Source organism: Corynebacterium sp. MSK310, assembly GCF_030227355.1.
In the GTDB taxonomy this organism is placed as follows: domain Bacteria; phylum Actinomycetota; class Actinomycetes; order Mycobacteriales; family Mycobacteriaceae; genus Corynebacterium; species Corynebacterium rhinophilum.
In genome coordinates, this window is the sequence record NZ_JASPFZ010000006.1 from 59619 (window position 1) to 76086 (window position 16468).

The following is a 16468-nucleotide window of genomic DNA, read 5'->3' on the forward strand; positions in this document are numbered from 1 at the left end:
TCTAGCGGCGGGGCGCAGGGTAAGGTAACAGGCATGGTTAAACGCAGCCCCACCCGGAAGACACTGGCCTCCCTCGCCGCGGAGCTGGGGGTTTCGCGCACAACCGTATCCAACGCCTATAGCCGCCCTGACCAGCTCTCCCCGGCGACAAGGGAGCGCATTTTGGCCGCGGCCAAGGCACGCGGTTACCCGGGCCCCGATCCCACGGCCCGCAGCCTGCGCACCCGCCGCGCCGGGTCGGTAGGCGTGCTGCTAACCGAGCATCTGTCCTACGCCTTCGAGGACATGGCGTCGGTGGATTTCTTGGCGGGTATGGCGGAGGCATCGGCAGGCGCGCAAACCACGCTGACGCTGATTCCCGCCGGCCCAGAAGGCGAGGCGGAGGCGACCAGCCTGGTGGGTTCGGCCGCGGTCGATGGCTTCGTGGTCTATTCGGTCGCCGCGGGCGATGCCTACCTCGCGGCCGCGCGGGGCCGGGGACTGCCGCTGGTGGTCTGCGATCAGCCCACCGATGCGGAGCTGCCGTTCGTGGGCATTGATGATCGCGCGGCAATTGCCCCAGCGGCGCGTGCGCTTATCGATGCCGGGCACCGCCACATCGGCATCCTCGCCATCCGCCTGCGCCTGCAGCGCCACGACGGCCCGATTTCCTGGCAGGAAGTCCAGGATGCGGAGATGCACGTGCAGCGCTCGCGGGTGATGGGCGCGCTCGACGTATTCGCCGAGGCGGGTATCGCGCCCGAATCCGTGCCCGTGGTCACTCAGCACATTAACGATGCCCATACCACCCGCGCCGCCGCCGAGCTCCTGCTCGAGGCGCACCCGGAGCTTACGGCCGTGCTGTGCACGACCGACTCCATGGCGCTCGGCGTGCTGGCCTATGCCCGCGAGCGGGGGCTCAGCGTGCCAAAGGATTTATCCGTGACCGGCTTTGACGGCATCGATGCGGCGCAGCGCCTCGACCTGGCCACAGTCATCCAGCCCAATAAGGCCAAGGGCGCCGCGGCCGGCCATATGTTGGAAAAGCTCATCGCTGGCGCGACAAGTGATTCTGCAGGTGCAGGCAGCGCGAAGGCTGGTGCGGGGACACAAGGCGCTGAAGAGGCGGAGGAAGTGCCGCGGCGGGTCCTGCAGACGCGATTCGCGCCGGGGAAATCGGTTACTGCACCGCGGCCGCGCGGGCGGTAGCGAGCTCGGAGAGGAAGTGGGCGACGGCGTCGACATCGGCAAGCTGCACTGCGGCGATGGAATCGCCCTCGCCCACCTTGACGCCCACGTCCGGCGGCTGGTGGAGGGCGCGGAATCCGTCCTCATCGGTGACGTCATCGCCAAGAAAGACCATGGCGGTGGCGCCGGTGCGCTCGCGGAGGGTTTCAAGCCACGTGCCCTTGGTGGCGGTGGTGGCAGAAAACTCAATGACGGACTTGCCGGCGGTGCGCGGGAAACCAGCGGTATCTAGCGCCAAGCCTGCCGCATAGGCGGCCGCAGCCTGCTCCGGATTCTCAAGCTCGAGCGAGCGCAGGTGCAGCACGCGCTGGAAGGGCTTGACCTCGAGCTCTGCGCCGGGGAAGCGGTCTATGATGCCGCGGATTTCTTCCTCCTTGCGCGCAAGGTGCTCGCGCATAGCGGCGGTGAGTTTGGTCTGCTGCCAGGAGGACTCGGCGCCGTGGGACCCGCCGAAGAGGACGGGCTCGCGCAGGGGGCACACGCGCTGCAGGCCCTCGAGGTGGCGCCCAGACAACACCGCGGCCGTGGTACGCGGCAGGTGGGCTAATTTGTTGAGGGCGCGGGCCGCATCGGCGTTGATTTCCACGTCATAAATGGCTGTGGCAAACGGGGATAGCGTGCCGTCAAAATCAGAAACCACGGCGAGCTCTTCTGCCGCGGCCAAGGCTTTAATGGTGGTAGAAAGCGTCATGGTATCCCATGCTACGCGCGGGAGACCAGCTTGATGGAGGGTGAATCTACCTCATCGGTATCGAGCTCCAGGATGAGCTGGTTATTGCTATTTACGGTGTAGATAAAATCATTATCCGAGGTAATGAGGTTGCGCAGCAGGTTATCGGCCCACACGGAACTGCCTTCGCAGTCCTCATCGGTGTCGTCGTATTTGACCTCATCGAAGTGCAGCTTGTTGCCATCGCGGATATTCTCACGCTCGTCATCGGCGGTGTAGGTCAGCCGGGCCGCAAGCCGAGTGCAGCCGGTGGTGCCCACCATGGTGGATTCGCCGAAGCTAAATTCCGGCGCGTGAGGAATCGACTCCGGGATGGTGGATGCTGCATCCGGCGCGGTATTGATGGAGACGACCTGCCAGTGTTTGTCCACAATCCGGTCATCGCCCGCGGGCTGCGGGGCATCGTCCTCGGAACCGCAGGCAGCAAGCAGCGTGACGGCACCCAGCGCGGCCACGGCGGCGGCATGCTTGCCGATGCCTTTGTGCACAGCGGGTGTACCCGCACCGGCCGCTCCGGCCGTGCGTACGCGGGGGAGGGACGGAGGCATTAGGAGTCCTTTCCGTGTGAGTCAGGAGCTTGCGAGGCGGTTTCGGTCCGAACGGCGCGCAGGCAGCCCAAAAAGGACTGCGACCACAGCCGCACATCGTGCGTGGTGACCTGTTTGTGCATGGTGAGCATGCGCTGGGTCATGGTGGAGGGGGCATCGGAAAGCGCGCGCACGGCGTTGAGCAGGGCGCGTTTGACGGACTCGATGTCGAAGGGATTGCACAGGTAGGCCTCATCGAGCTCCGCGGCGGCGCCGGCGAATTCCGAGAGCACCAGGGCGCCGGAACCGTCATCGTGACAGGCCACGAACTCCTTGGCCACGAGGTTCATGCCATCCTTAAAGGGTGTGACCAGCATGATATCGGCCATGCGGTAGTAGCAGCGCAGCACGTCCTTGGGCACGCCGCGGTGCTGGTAGTGCACCACGGGGTGGCCCATGCGGGAAAAGCGGCCATTGATGCGGCCGACGGCCTCCTCGACCTGGGAGCGGGTGGCCTTGTAGTGGTCGAGGCGCTCGCGCGAGGGTGTGGCCAGCTGCACCAAGGTGACCTCTTCCGGGTCCAGGGCGCCGGTTTCCAAGAGCTCCTCGAAGGCGGTCAGGCGCTGTAAGATGCCCTTGGTGTAATCGAGGCGATCCACGCCCAAAATGATGCGCTTGGGGCTGCCCAAATCCTTGCGCAATTGAGCCACGTGGCGTTTATCCTCGTCGCTAAATTGGCCGAAATCCTGCGCGGCGATGGAAATGGGGAACGCGCCCACGCCTACGGTGCGGCCGCCGGGGAGGCGGATATGGGCGGTGACATCGCGGGTGGTGGCCTCCCCGCGCACCTCGAGGCCCTGGCGGCGGGCTAATTCCAAGAAATTGCGGGCATTGGCCTCCAAGTGAAAGCCGACCAGGTCTGCTCCCAGGATGCCGCGCACCGTTTCCTCGCGCCAGGGCAGCTGCCGGAAAAGATCGGGGGAGGGGAACGGGATGTGCAGGAAGAACCCGATGGTGAGATCGGCGCGCATTTGCCGCAGGATGCCCGGCAATAATTGCAGCTGATAGTCCTGCACCCAGACCGTCGCGCCTTCTGCGGCCACGTGGGCTACCTCGTCCGCGAAGCGGAGGTTGACCTCGCGGTAGGCATCCCACCAGTCGCGGTCATAGGTTGGGGTGACGATGAGATCGTGGTAGAGCGGCCACAGCGTGGCATTGGAAAAGCCCTCGTAGAAGGCCTCAAAATCGGCCTCAGTAAGCCTGACCGGGTGCAAGAGCACCCCAGCCTCGGTGCGGAAGGGCTCCGGCGCGGCATCGGCGACGCCGGGCCACCCCACCCAGCAGCCCTGGTGCGCTTCCAGCACCGGCGAGAGCGCGGTGACCAGACCGCCAGGCGAGGCCGTCCACGTCTGACTGCCATCGGACGCGGTGGTTAAATCTACCGGCAGGCGGTTTGCCACTACTACGAAGTCATTGCCGCGCTCACTCATAGTCCAAGACTAGCTTAAGACTTCTTGGTCGACTTCTTTGTTGCTTTCTTCGTCGACTTCTTAGTGGACTTTTTGGCCGCCTTGGTGGTCTTCTTGGTCGACTTCTTAGTGGACTTCTTCGATGCCTTGGAGGTCGACTTCTTGGTGGACTTCTTCGTGGATTTCTTCGGCGCGGCATCGGCCTGTTCAGCCAATACCTTCTTGTGCACCAGGCCCTTGGGCTCGACACCCAGCATGGACATCAAGGTCACGCCGTCCAAGAAGTCTTGGGAGTAGGTGGCCACCACGCGGCGGGCGGCGCGGGCAGTTTCCTCTGCCAGGGCAATATCTTGTTCTGCCTGTGGGTGCGTGTCTTGGACCTTGGGTGGCACGGCGAGTCCTCCTGAATGTTGGGAAAGCTATCAGGCTAAATATTGTACGCTACCGGCGGCGTTTAGGGCTCTTCGGGTTCCTCCCCGCCGGGCTTGGCGGATCCGGATTCTTTCGGCGCGGGCGATTTCTGGCCGGGCACCGTGTAGGTGGTGCGCTCGGTATCCTGCGGCTGGGCCGGCCATTGGGAGCCCGCCGGCCACAACTCCTCCGCTGGAGTGGTTCCTGGCGCGTGCTGCTGGGGCTGTGCCTGTTGCGGTGGCTTTGGCCCCAGCGTGGGCGGCAATTCGGGGCGGTTAACGCGCGGGGCGAAGGGGGACATCGGCACGCGCGGAATGCGCGGGGCCTTGCGCGCCAGGTTCGTTGCCTTGTGGAAGGAGAACCGGCCGATGCGCTTGAAGGCGGAGTACGGGCGGAAGTACTTCGGGCGGCGCAGGCGGCGCGCGACGCGCTCACCAAAGACGACGCCGGCTGCCAGCGCGCCGGAGATGGCCAGCGCGGTGGCCAGGTTGGTAAAGCCGGTAATCATCTGCTCATTGATGGAGGCGTACATGCCGCGATACAGCATGAGGCCCGGCAGCATGGGCGTATAGCCCACGATCATCGTAATGAGCGGCGGGATGCCCCACCGGCGCGACATCAAACCGCCGGCCAGGCCCACCACGATGGCGGATATACCGGAGGCAATCACCGGGCCGACGCCGAAGGGCACGACCACGAAGTAGTAGAAGACCATACCGGCGGCTGCGGTGAGGCCTGAAAGGGTAATTTCTATCCAATTAGCCCCGCAGGCCAGCGCGAATGCGGCCGAACCCGTGCCGCCGAGCAGCACCAAAAGCGGAATCTTGTGATAGACCGGCGGCGCCAACGTGCCCATCGGCGGCAGGTCAAAGCCCATGGCGGAGGCCAGCTGGATGCCCACACCCACGCCGGCGATGATCGCGCCCGTGGATAACAGCGCGGAGAAAAAACGCGCGGAAGAGGTCACGGGGGAGCGGGTGATGCCATCGACAAGCGACTGCACCAGCGTCAGCCCTGCCACCAGCACGATGATCCCGGAGGCAATGATCTGCGCCGGGGACATATTAATGCCAAAGGCGGCGGCAACGTTATACAAAATCGCGGCTGGAAAGACTGCCAAGAAGCCGCCGACGACGTTTTGATAAAAGGGTGGCAGGCGGTAATTGGCCAACCAGTCATTAAGCCCCATAATCAACGCGGAAACCACGAAGGCAATGAGGCCGACGAGGAGATCGCCGCCAAGCATCATGGAAATCAGGCCACCCATGCCGCCCCAGCCGAGCATCACCGTGGACGGCTTATACGGCGCTGGCATGCGGTCGATGTCATCCAGGCGCTTTTCCGCCATCGCGGGCGGCACCCTACCGGAGTGGATATCGCGGATGAGGCGGTCTACTTCCGAAAGCTTGGAAAAGTTCACGCCCACATCCGGCACCACGCGAAAGACGTGGAGGTTCTGGCGCTTATCGCCCGTGCCAATCGCGGTGTGGATGGTGATGGTATTCATCAAAATATCCACGTGGCAGTAGTGCAGGCCGTACGACGACGCCGCCAGGTGCACCTGCGCGCGGGCATCCGAGTTGGCGGAACCAGCGCTAATGAGCAGCTCGCCGATGCGCGCGGCAATCTCCATCACGCCCGTAACTTGGGCGGAATCGGTCAGATCGACCGGGGCGAGTGGCGATGGTGGGGGTGCGGCTTTGGCCGCGTCAATGATGGCGACTTGGCCTGCGGATACGCGCAGGCGCTCCCGCATAGCGGACAGTAGTGACACGAAAATAACCCTCGAAAAAGCGGTGGGACACTAGTAATAATTTCAGCCTGAACTCTAACCCTTGTGGGGCGCAAATGCATACAAGGGGGACCGGCTTTCCACTTGGGCGAGGTCCTCGGGTACCATGCAACGAGCGGAAGAAAATCTGCGGTGCTGGAGTGGCGCAATTGGTAGCGCAACGCACTTGTAATGCGTAGGTTGCGAGTTCAAGTCTCGTCTCCAGCTCAAAAAACTACCCCCTAGCTGCATAAACAGTTAGGGGGTAAAAGTTTACAATTTAGCTAGGTGGCTATTTATCCGCTACTTTGCGCAGTAAGCGCCCCAGACTTCGGGTTATCGCGGAAGCACCAGGCGGTCAGTGCGGCGAAGATGAGGGCCAGGCAGGCGAGCCCGCCGACGGTGAGGAAATACGCCGAATCGTAGGCGGATGCGGCAGCGTCATGCGTAGCCGGCGATGAGAGTGCGTCGGTGCCTTGTGGGGCGAGGGCATCGGGAAGCTTGTGCGTCATCAGTAGCGGCATGAGGGAGCCGGTAATGGCGATGGAGAGCAGCGTGCCGAACTCGTAGGACACGGCTTCCACACCAGAGGCCATGCCCGCCCGGTGGGAGGGGGCGGCATTAATGATGGCGGTAGAAGAAACGGACATCGACGAGCCGGCGCCCAAGCCGGTGAGGATGAGGCCGGTAATAAATACCGCGAGGTTATCGGCGCGGTCGGCCCAGATGATGCTCAGCATGCCAACGGACATGCTGAGGAAACCGCCGCTGATGATGGGCAAAAAGCCCACGCGGTGCAAGACGCTGCCGCCCGCAATGGCGGTGGGGATGGCCGCAAGCGCCATGGCGGAGATGAAAAGGCCGGCGTCGAGGGGTGAGAGGGCATCGACAAGCTGCAGCTTTTGGGTGGTTAAAAGCTCAAGGCCCGTAAGGCCAAACATGGCGCCGCCGGCGGTGAGCACGCCGCCGGTAAAGGTGGGTGAGTGGAAGATGTCAAAGGTTAAAAGCGGATCACTAAGTCGGCTTTGCCGGTGTGCAAAGGCTGCGGCGCCGAGCAAGAAAGCGGCAATGGAGCAGACCAGCAGCATGACATTGATTTTGGTGGCCGCCGCAGTTTTAATGGCCAGGACCAGGCTGGACAGGGTAATAAGCGCATAGAACGAGGACGGGAAATCCCAGTGCTTATGCGGATTCGGCAGGTTGGGCGGGCCAAGGAGGAAGGTAAGAACAATGGCGAGGGTCACGATGGGCACGTTGATCAAAAAGACCGAGCCCCACCAAAAATGCTCTAAGAGGAATCCACCCACGGTGGGCCCGGCGGCAGCGCCCACGACGGCGACGGAACTCCAGATGCCGATGGCTTTATTGCGCTCTACTTCGTTGGGGAAGGTCAGGCGGATAAGCGCCAGGGTGGAAGGCAGCATGATGGCAGCGCCTAAGCCCAATAAGGCCCGGCCGGAAATGAGCAGCCAGGCATTGGGTGAATAAGCCGCCATGAGCGAGGCGGTGCCGAAGGTGGCTAAGCCAATGAGGAACATCAGACGGTGGCCAATGCGGTCGCCCAATGTGCCGGTGCCAAGGAGCAAACCCGATAGGACCAGCGTATAGGCGTTGATGATCCACAATTGCTGCATATCTGTGGCGTGCAGCTGCTGCGTTAGTTGGGGCAGTGCCGTATATAGGATGGAATTATCCAAGCCCACCATGAGCAGCCCCAGGGACACCACGGCAAAGAAGGACCACCGCTGCGCTGGGGTGGAGGAGGATGTCGCGGCCGCCTGGTGCGGGGGCTGTGTCGCTGTATCAGGTGTCTCGATGCTCATCGCTAGAAACCGTAGCGAATAAGCCTGTGATATTTCAGGTTAGTATTGCCTTCCTCACAGATAGGCCGGTGGTGTGAGTATGCAGGAATTGCTGGACTTTCCTGCACGTTTAGTAGCACAGTGGTACTAGAACAGTTAAAGAGTTAAGGATGATGTTTAATGGCACGTAATTACGCAGAACAACTCGTTGAAACGCTAGAAAAGCAGGGTGTCGAGCACATTTATGGCCTCGTGGGAGACTCCCTCAACCCGATCGTGGACGCGGTGCGCCGCTCCTCTATCGAGTGGATCCACGTGCGCAATGAGGAAGCCGCAGCCTTTGCCGCCGAGGCGGACTCGCTGACCACCGGCAAGCTGGCAGTGTGTGCGGCCTCCTGCGGCCCGGGCAATACCCACCTCATCCAGGGCCTTTATGATGCCAACCGCAATGGTGCCAAGGTGTTGGCCCTGGCATCGCACATTCCTTCCCGCCAGATTGGCTCCCACTTCTTCCAGGAAACCCACCCGGAGCGGATCTTCCAGGAGTGCTCTGGCTACTGCGAAATGGTCATGTCCGGTGACCAGGGCGGGGTAGTACTCCACCACGCCATCCAGTCCACCATGGCCGGCAATGGCGTATCCGTGCTGGTTATCCCCGGTGACGTTTCTACTGAAGAGGTTGATGATGACACCTTCGTAGAATCCAAGATCTCCACCGGCCGCCCCGTGGTCTACCCGGACCCGGCTGAGGCCGCAGCGCTGACCCAGGCCATCAATGAGGCCGAGTCCGTCGCTTTCTTCGTGGGCGCCGGTGCGAAAAATGCCCGTGAGCAGGTGCTGCAGCTGGCGGAAAAGGTTAAGGCACCCATTGGCCACGCGCTCGGCGGCAAGATGTACATCCAGTACGATAACCCGTTTGACGTGGGCATGTCCGGCCTACTGGGTTACGGCGCCGCGCACGAGGCCACCCACGAGGCGGACCTGCTGATCCTCCTTGGCACGGACTTCCCATATAACGACTTCTTGCCTAAGGGCAACGTGGCGCAGGTGGATATCAACGGTTCCCACATCGGCCGCCGCACCAAGATCTCCTACCCCGTGACCGGTGACGTTGCCGCCACCATCGACAACATCTTGCCGCACGTGGAGGAGAAGAAGGACCGCTCCTTCTTGGACAAGATGCTCAAGAAGCACTACGACAAGCTGGAGCACGTCGTCGAGGCATATACCTCCAACGTGGAAAAGCACACCCCGATCCACCCTGAGTACATCGCGGACCTCATTGACCAAGAAGCCGACGATGACGCCATCTTCACCGTCGATACCGGCATGTGCAACGTCTGGGGCGCGCGCTACATCACCCCGAATGGCAAGCGCGAGCAGATCGGCTCCTTCCGCCACGGCACCATGGCAAACGCCCTGCCGCAGGCCATCGGCGCGCAGCAGGCCAACCCGGGCCGCCAGGTCATCACCTTCTCTGGCGACGGCGGATTGTCCATGCTCATGGGCGAGCTGCTGACGGTTAAGCTGCACCAGCTGCCGGTCAAGATGTTCGTGTTCAATAACTCCTCGCTGGGCATGGTCAAGCTGGAGATGCTGGTGGGCGGCATCCCGGAGCACGAGACCGACCACGAGTCCGTGGACTTTTCCAAGATCGCAGAAGCCGCTGGCATCAAGACCTTCCGCATCGAGGATCCGAAGCAGGCTCCTAAGCAGATCAAGAAGGCCTTGGCTTATAACGGCCCTGCGCTTATCGATGTCGTCACTGACCCCAACGCCCTTTCCCTGCCACCGACGCTGACCTTCGATCAGCTCCTGGGCTTCTCCAAGGCAGCTACCCGCACCGTCTTCGGCGGCGGCGTGGGCTCCATGCTGTCCATGGCCAAGTCCAACCTGCGCAATATCCCGCGCCCGCAGGACTTTTAAGCCGTAACTTACTTATGGCTTGCTAGCCACGCTTTCTTTTCCTACCCCGGATCTCGTTCCGGGTGGGGAGGGGGAGCGTGGCTTTTTGCTTTCACAGGTTTCATCCAGAAACTTATCAGTAGGCTAGAAACTGGGTTTGCCATGATGTCTTACTGAAGCTTGCACGCACGCAGGTGTGCAGATAACAGGAAGTAATAGGAGCTACAGGACGCATGGAAGACAATAAACTTGCCAAAGTCCTCGTCGTTGATGACGAGCCGAATATCGTGGAACTACTGACGGTATCGTTGAAGTTCCAAAATTTTGAGGTCTACAGCGCTAACTCAGGTAACGAGGCGCTGCGCGTGGCGCGCGAGGTAAACCCGGATGCCTATATTTTGGACGTCATGATGCCGGGCATGGACGGCTTCGAGCTCTTGGGCAAGCTGCGCCAGGAAGGCCTAGACGGCCCAGTGCTGTACCTGACCGCCAAGGACGGCGTGGATCAGCGCATCCACGGCCTGACCATCGGTGCAGACGATTACGTCACCAAGCCCTTTAGCCTCGAAGAGGTCATTACCCGCCTGCGCGTGATCATGCGCCGCGGCGGTGCCGCCGAGGAGTCTTCTAATGACGCCACCATGAGCTATGCCGATCTGACCTTGAATGACGATACCCACGAGGTAACCAAGGGCGGTGAGCTCATCGAACTGTCTCCCACGGAGTTCAACCTCCTGCGCTACCTCATGCAAAACAAGGAAGTGGTGCTCTCTAAGTCCAAGATCCTGGATAACGTCTGGCACTACGACTTCGGCGGCGATGGAAACGTCGTGGAATCCTATATTTCTTACCTGCGCCGCAAGATCGATACCGGCGATACGCAGCTTATTCACACCGTGCGCGGTGTTGGCTATGTGCTGCGCACCCCGCGGTCCTAAACTGACGTTTCGTAATGGCAGATTCACAGGAGAACCCCGCTTCGGGCAGGCCCGCGCAGTCGCAGCAGCCGCCCAAGAAGTGGCATGAGCAGCTGGACCAGCTACCGCAGCAGGAGCAGGGAAAGAAAAAGAAGCGCTCCAAGCGCGACTACATCAAGCAGATTCCGCAGGCGATGCCCCTGCGCACCTGGCTGGTGGTTCTCCTCGTGGTTATCTCCGGCCTCGGGTTGACGGGTTCGTCCTTTGCCGTGAACTCGATCATGCGCAACGTGCTCTATAACAACGTCGACAGCGAACTGCGCTCTGCGTCGTCTTCCTGGGCCCGCGATGTGGGCAATGACTTCTTCCTAGGTGATCACACCAAGCGCCCGCCCACGGAATACGTGGTACTCAATTACCTTCCGGATGGCACGATTCGCTATTCGGGGCCCACGTCTACGACCCCGGATGTAGAGGGCGTTCCCTTGGGCGGGTTCCCCACGACGGTGGGCTCGATTGAAAATAACACCAAGTGGCGCGCGCTGGCCTTTGCGGATTCAAATGGCATTATCACCGTCATTGCCAAGGACATGACCCATGAAAAGGAGATCCTGCACGGCCTAGCGATGGTGCAGGTATCCATTGCGGCGATCGCCTTGGCGGCCATGGCCGGCGTCGGCTTCTGGTTCATCCGCAGGGCGTTACGGCCGCTGCGGGTGGTGGAATCGACGGCATCGGAAATCGCGGCCGGTGACCTGGATAAGCGCGTGCCCGAGTGGCCGCTGCACACGGAGGTCGGCCAATTGGCTGCCGCGCTTAACATTATGCTGGGCCACCTGCAGCGCTCGGTGGTTACCGCGCAGGAAAAAGAGGAACAGATGCGCCGCTTTGTCGGCGATGCCTCCCACGAGCTGCGCACCCCGCTGACCAGCCTGCGCGGCTACACGGAGCTCTACCGCTCTGGGGCGACAAACGATGTGGATCTTGTCTTTTCCAAGATCGATAAGGAATCCAAGCGTATGTCGCTGCTGGTAGAGGACCTGCTGGCGCTGACCCGCGCGGAAGGAACGCGCCTGGATCTGCGGCCGGTGGACCTTTTGGAGCTGTCCCTCTCGGTGGGTTCGTCTGCGCGCGCAGCCTTCCCCGAGCGCGAGGTCAAGGTGGTCAATAAGGCGCAGTCCATCCCCGTGGTCAATGGCGATGCAGACCGCCTCCACCAGGTGCTACTCAACCTGATTTCCAATGGCCTGCGCCACGGCGGCGAGGATGCCACGGTCACCCTGCAGTTGCGCCGCGACAACAAGGACATCCTCGTGGATGTCATCGATGACGGCAAGGGAATGTCCTCTGAGGACGCCGCCCACATCTTCGAGCGCTTCTACCGCGCGGATTCCTCGCGCACGCGCGATACCGGCGGATCCGGCTTGGGACTTGCCATCGTGCATTCCTTGGTGGAACAGCACGGCGGCAGCATCAGCGTGGATTCCACGCTCGGCCACGGCACCACCTTTACGGTGCGCCTGCCCGCGCTGGAGGAACCGGAGGATTAATCCTCGCGGTAGCCGTCCTCGTTGGTGCCTAGGTGCTGGCGGATGCGCGCCGCCGCCTCATCCATGGCGGCATCATCGGTGTCCTCGGCGGCATAGGCCTTGGCAAAGTCGTACTCTTCCATCTTCTCGGTGGGGAAGAGGTGGATGTGGGTGTGCGGCACATCGAAGCCGGCGATGACGTAGCCGGTGCGCGGGGTATCGTACGCGTTCTTGATGGCCTCACCGATTTCTAGGGCCACCTCGTTCAGGTGCGTCCAGGTCTGGGGATCCAGGTCGGTCCACTTATCTACTTCCTCGACGGGAACGACCAAAGTGTGGCCGTAGCGCAGCGGCTCGATGGATAAAAATGCCACGCAGCTCTTATCGCGGTAGACAAAGCGGGCGGGTAGGTCACCAGTGATGATTTTGCTAAATACAGAAGCCATAGCTGCCAGGCTACCCCCAGCTATGATGGTGGGCATGCGCATTCTCGTAATTGGTTCGGGCGGCCGTGAACACGCCCTCGTAAAAGGACTGCACGCTGATCCACAGGCTGCGGAGATCCACGTCGCGCCCGGCAGCGCGGCCATGGAACCGCTGGCTACCCTGCACCCGGAATACTCCCAGGTAGATGATCCAGAACGCATGGTGGAACTGGCCCGTGAGATCGCCGCCGAGCTCGTGGTCATCGGCCCTGAGGTGCCGCTGGTCGCCGGCGTGGCGGATGCGCTGCGCGCAGAAGGCATCGCCGTCTTCGGGCCGAATAAGGACGCCGCCCAGATTGAAGGCTCCAAGGCCTTTGCCAAGGAAGTCATGGAGGCAGCTGGGGTGAAGACCGCCCGCGCGCAGCAGGTGCGACCAGGTGCTAGCGAGGCCGATATTGAAGCCGCGCTGGATAATTTTGGTCCTCAGTTTGTGGTCAAGGACGATGGCCTGGCAGGCGGCAAGGGCGTCGTGGTCACCGGCGAGCGCGCCGCTGCCCGCGCCCACGTGGATGCGGTCTTAGGCGCCGGCAACCCCGTGCTGCTGGAATCTTTCCTGGACGGGCCCGAGGTATCGCTATTCTGCCTTGTCGATGGCGAGACCGTCGTGCCGCTTTTGCCCGCCCAGGATCACAAGCGCGCCTACGACAATGACGAGGGCCCCAATACCGGCGGCATGGGCGCGTACACACCGCTGCCGTGGCTTGGCAAGGACGACGTGCAGCGCATCGTGGACGAGGTATGCACCCCGGTTGCCAAGGAAATGGTGCGCCGCGGCACCCCGTATTCCGGCCTGCTCTATGCCGGGCTGGCCTGGGGCGACGAGGGCCCGGCAGTGGTGGAATTTAACTGCCGCTTTGGTGACCCAGAAACCCAAGCGGTGCTCTCACTCCTAAAGTCCCCGCTGGCGCAAGCGCTCAACGCCACCGCCACCGGCACCCTGGCAGAACTTGAGCCGCTGCAGTGGGAAGACGGCTATGCCATCACCGTGGTCATGGCCGCCGAAGGATACCCCGCCTCGCCCCGCAAGGGCGATGCCATCACGGGCGAGGGCCTCGAGGATCCAGAGCGCGTGCTGCACGCCGGCACGAAACGCTCCAATGGAGTATTCCAGAGCAATGGTGGCCGCGTGCTCAACGTGCTGGGCAAGGGCGAAACGCTAGACGCCGCGCGCGAGAATGCCTACGTCACCGCCCAGGGCATTGAGTTTGCGGGCGGGTTTGTCCGGAGGGACATCGGCAAGCGCGCAGCAGCCGGGGAAATTTCTATCTAGCAAGTAGCCACGGGGGAGGGCAGGCATGGAATAATAAGCCACGTGGCTGAGAAGAAGAATATCCCCAACGTCCTGTCCTCCCGTTATGCTTCCGCAGAGCTTGCCAATATCTGGAGCGCGGAGCATAAAATCATCCTCGAGCGCAAGCTATGGATCGCCGTGATGCACGCCCAGAAGAACCTGGGCGTGGACATCCCCGCCAAGGCCATTAGCGCGTATGAGGCCGTTATCGAGGACGTAAACCTCGAATCCATTGCTGAGCGCGAGCGCGTCACCCGCCACGATGTGAAGGCCCGCATCGAAGAATTCAATGCGCTGGCCGGCTACGAGCACATCCACAAGGGCATGACCAGCCGCGATCTCACCGAGAACGTGGAGCAGTTGCAGATCCACACCTCGCTGGAAATTATCCGGGATAAGGCCATCGCCGTGGTCTCGCGCATCGGCCGTCACGCCGCCGAGTACCAATCCCTAGTCATGGCTGGGCGCTCACACAACGTGGCCGCACAGGCCACCACGCTGGGCAAGCGCTTTGCCACCGCCGGCGATGAAATGCTGCTGGCCATCGAACGCGTGGAAGACCTGCTTTCGCACTACCCGCTGCGCGGCATCAAGGGCCCCATGGGTACCTCGCAGGACATGCTCGATCTCATGGGCGGTTCCGAAGATAAGCTCGCCTCCCTAGAGACCAATATTGCGGATTACCTGGGCTTTCGCCGCATCTTCAACTCCGTGGGCCAGGTGTACCCGCGCTCGCTGGATTTCGATGCCATCTCCTGCCTCGTCTCCCTGGGAACCGCCCCGGCATCGCTGGCCACCACCATCCGCCTGATGGCCGGCAACGAGACCGTCACCGAGGGCTTCAAGGAAGGCCAGGTCGGCTCGTCCGCCATGCCGCACAAGATGAACGCCCGCTCCTGCGAACGCGTGACCGGCCTGCAGGTCATCCTGCGCGGCTACCTCACCATGGCCGCAGACCTCGCCGGCAGCCAGTGGAACGAGGGCGATGTCTCCTGCTCGGTGGTGCGACGCGTGGCGCTTCCCGATGCCTTCTTTGCCATCGACGGCCAATTCGAAACCTTCCTCACCGTGCTCGATGAATTCGGTGCCTTCCCGGCCATGATTGACCGCGAGCTGGAGCGCTACCTGCCCTTCCTCGCCACCACCCGCATCCTCATGGCCGCGGTGCGCGCCGGGGTGGGCCGCGAGACCGCCCACGAGGTCATCAAGGAAAACGCCGTGGCCGTGGCGCTGAATATGCGCGAAAACGGTGGCAACCAAGACCTGGTCCAGCGCCTTGCCGCAGATGACCGCCTGCCCATGGACGAGGTCGAGCTCGAAAGGGTCCTCGAGGATAAGCACGCCTTCATCGGCGCCGCTGAATCCCAGGTCTCTCAGGTCCTGCACCGCATCAAGGCCCTCGTGGGTGAGCACCCCAAGGCCGCTGCCTATACGCCGGGCGAGATTCTCTAAGCTCACGCGCGGGCTTACGTGCCCGCGCACACCCGCGCGTTATGATGAGGACCATGCGTCCTGAGCTTTCTTCTTATACCCATGTAGCCTCCGGCAAGGTCCGCGATATTTACGATGTGGATGACACCACCCTGCTGATGGTGGTCTCTGACCGCATCTCCGCCTACGACTTTGCCTTGGAACCGGCCATCCCGGACAAGGGCCGGGTTCTCACGGCCACCTCGAAGTTCTTCTTTGATGCCATCGATTTTCCCAACCACCTCGCCGGACCGCTCGATGATGAGCGCATTCCGGAAGAGTGCTTGGGTCGCGCCATGGTGGTCAAGAAGCTAGACATGCTGCCCTTCGAGTGCGTGGCGCGCGGTTTCCTCACCGGCTCCGGCTTAAAGGAATACCAGGCAGACGGCACCGTGTGCGGCATCGAGCTGCCCGCCGGCTTGGTGGAGGCCTCCCGCTTGCCCGAGCCCATTTTCACCCCAGCCACGAAGGCTGAGCAGGGCGATCACGATGAGAATGTGTCTTTCGAACACGTGGCAGACAAGCTCGGCCGCGAGCGCGCCGAGGAACTGCGCGCGGCTACCTTGCGCATTTATTCCAAGGCCGCCCAGCTGGCGGAAGAGAAGGGCATTATCTTGGCCGATACCAAATTCGAGTTCGGCCTCGATGCAGATGGCACGCTCGTGCTTGCCGATGAAGTCCTCACCCCCGATTCCTCCCGCTACTGGCCCGCAGATTCTTACGTGGAAGGCGAGGTACAGCCCTCCTTTGATAAGCAGTACGTGCGCGATTGGCTGACTTCTGATGCCTCCGGCTGGGATAAGTCCTCTGAGACCACCCCGCCCGCGCTTCCCGATGACGTCGTTTCCGCCACCCGTCTGCGCTATATCGAGGCCTACGAAAAGCTATCGGGTGAGCGCTTCGCGGACTTCCTTGCGCCGCGTTAGCTGGTTGC

The 16468-nt window shown here is 62.1% G+C and carries 14 protein-coding genes and 1 tRNA gene; 8 read left to right on the plus strand and 7 right to left on the minus strand.

What is annotated here, in order from left to right:
- Positions 1-33 precede the first annotated feature (33 nt).
- The gene (locus QP891_RS06265) at positions 34-1188 is read left to right on the plus strand and encodes a LacI family DNA-binding transcriptional regulator (RefSeq protein ID WP_284770346.1); all 1155 of its coding nucleotides are present in this window, start codon (positions 34-36) and stop codon (positions 1186-1188) included.
- Here the strand turns inward: QP891_RS06265 and otsB are convergent.
- From otsB to thrE, 5 genes are all read right to left on the minus strand, one after another.
- Positions 1160-1918 (minus strand): trehalose-phosphatase, encoded by a 759-nt coding sequence (otsB, locus tag QP891_RS06270; protein WP_284770347.1) that lies wholly within the window; start codon positions 1916-1918, stop codon positions 1160-1162. The two genes, QP891_RS06265 and otsB, sit on opposite strands and share 29 nt — an antisense overlap.
- An 11-nt stretch (positions 1919-1929) precedes the next feature.
- Positions 1930-2505, minus strand: coding sequence for an META domain-containing protein (locus tag QP891_RS06275; RefSeq protein WP_284770348.1), 576 nt, complete (start codon positions 2503-2505; stop codon positions 1930-1932).
- On the minus strand, positions 2505-3974 hold the full coding sequence (locus tag QP891_RS06280) for an alpha,alpha-trehalose-phosphate synthase (UDP-forming) (RefSeq protein ID WP_284770349.1): 1470 nt from the start codon (positions 3972-3974) through the stop codon (positions 2505-2507). Before QP891_RS06280 ends, QP891_RS06275 begins: the two co-directional genes overlap by 1 nt.
- Positions 3975-3988: 14 nt before the next feature.
- A complete protein-coding gene (locus tag QP891_RS06285; protein WP_284770350.1) occupies positions 3989-4345 on the minus strand; it encodes a hypothetical protein in 357 nt (118 codons plus the stop codon).
- 62 nt (positions 4346-4407) lie between these two features.
- Positions 4408-6138, minus strand: coding sequence for a threonine/serine exporter ThrE (thrE, locus tag QP891_RS06290; RefSeq protein WP_284770351.1), 1731 nt, complete (start codon positions 6136-6138; stop codon positions 4408-4410).
- 152 nt (positions 6139-6290) lie between these two features.
- On the opposite strand from thrE, the gene QP891_RS06295 reads away from it, so the two are divergent.
- Positions 6291-6363, plus strand: a tRNA-Thr gene (locus QP891_RS06295).
- Positions 6364-6431: 68 nt separating this feature from the next.
- On the opposite strand, the gene QP891_RS06300 is transcribed toward QP891_RS06295, so the two are convergent.
- Positions 6432-7958 (minus strand): MFS transporter, encoded by a 1527-nt coding sequence (locus tag QP891_RS06300; protein ID WP_284770352.1) that lies wholly within the window; start codon positions 7956-7958, stop codon positions 6432-6434.
- Positions 7959-8117: 159 nt separating this feature from the next.
- On the opposite strand from QP891_RS06300, the gene QP891_RS06305 reads away from it, so the two are divergent.
- From QP891_RS06305 to QP891_RS06315, 3 genes are all read left to right on the plus strand, one after another.
- Positions 8118-9863, plus strand: a complete 1746-nt coding sequence (locus QP891_RS06305; RefSeq protein ID WP_284770353.1) for a pyruvate dehydrogenase — start codon at positions 8118-8120, stop codon at positions 9861-9863.
- Between the two features lie 212 nt (positions 9864-10075).
- Positions 10076-10780 (plus strand): response regulator transcription factor, encoded by a 705-nt coding sequence (locus QP891_RS06310; RefSeq protein WP_005279568.1) that lies wholly within the window; start codon positions 10076-10078, stop codon positions 10778-10780.
- A gap of 14 nt (positions 10781-10794) precedes the next feature.
- Positions 10795-12309, plus strand: a complete 1515-nt coding sequence (locus QP891_RS06315) for a sensor histidine kinase (protein ID WP_284770354.1) — start codon at positions 10795-10797, stop codon at positions 12307-12309.
- Here QP891_RS06315 and QP891_RS06320 read toward each other — a convergent pair.
- Positions 12306-12734, minus strand: coding sequence for an HIT family protein (locus QP891_RS06320; protein ID WP_284770355.1), 429 nt, complete (start codon positions 12732-12734; stop codon positions 12306-12308). The genes QP891_RS06315 and QP891_RS06320 overlap by 4 nt on opposite strands.
- Positions 12735-12768: 34 nt before the next feature.
- Here QP891_RS06320 and purD point away from each other — a divergent pair, with 34 nt between their 5' ends.
- Genes purD through QP891_RS06335 form a run of 3 tightly spaced genes read left to right on the plus strand, consistent with a single transcriptional unit; the run spans position 12769 to position 16460 of the window.
- Positions 12769-14043 (plus strand): phosphoribosylamine--glycine ligase, encoded by a 1275-nt coding sequence (gene purD, locus QP891_RS06325; protein WP_284770356.1) that lies wholly within the window; start codon positions 12769-12771, stop codon positions 14041-14043.
- A 33-nt stretch (positions 14044-14076) separates the two neighbouring features.
- The gene (purB, locus tag QP891_RS06330) at positions 14077-15516 is read left to right on the plus strand and encodes an adenylosuccinate lyase (RefSeq protein WP_284770393.1); all 1440 of its coding nucleotides are present in this window, start codon (positions 14077-14079) and stop codon (positions 15514-15516) included.
- A 53-nt stretch (positions 15517-15569) separates the two neighbouring features.
- A complete protein-coding gene (locus QP891_RS06335) occupies positions 15570-16460 on the plus strand; it encodes a phosphoribosylaminoimidazolesuccinocarboxamide synthase (protein WP_284770357.1) in 891 nt (296 codons plus the stop codon).
- Positions 16461-16468: the final 8 nt, after the last annotated feature.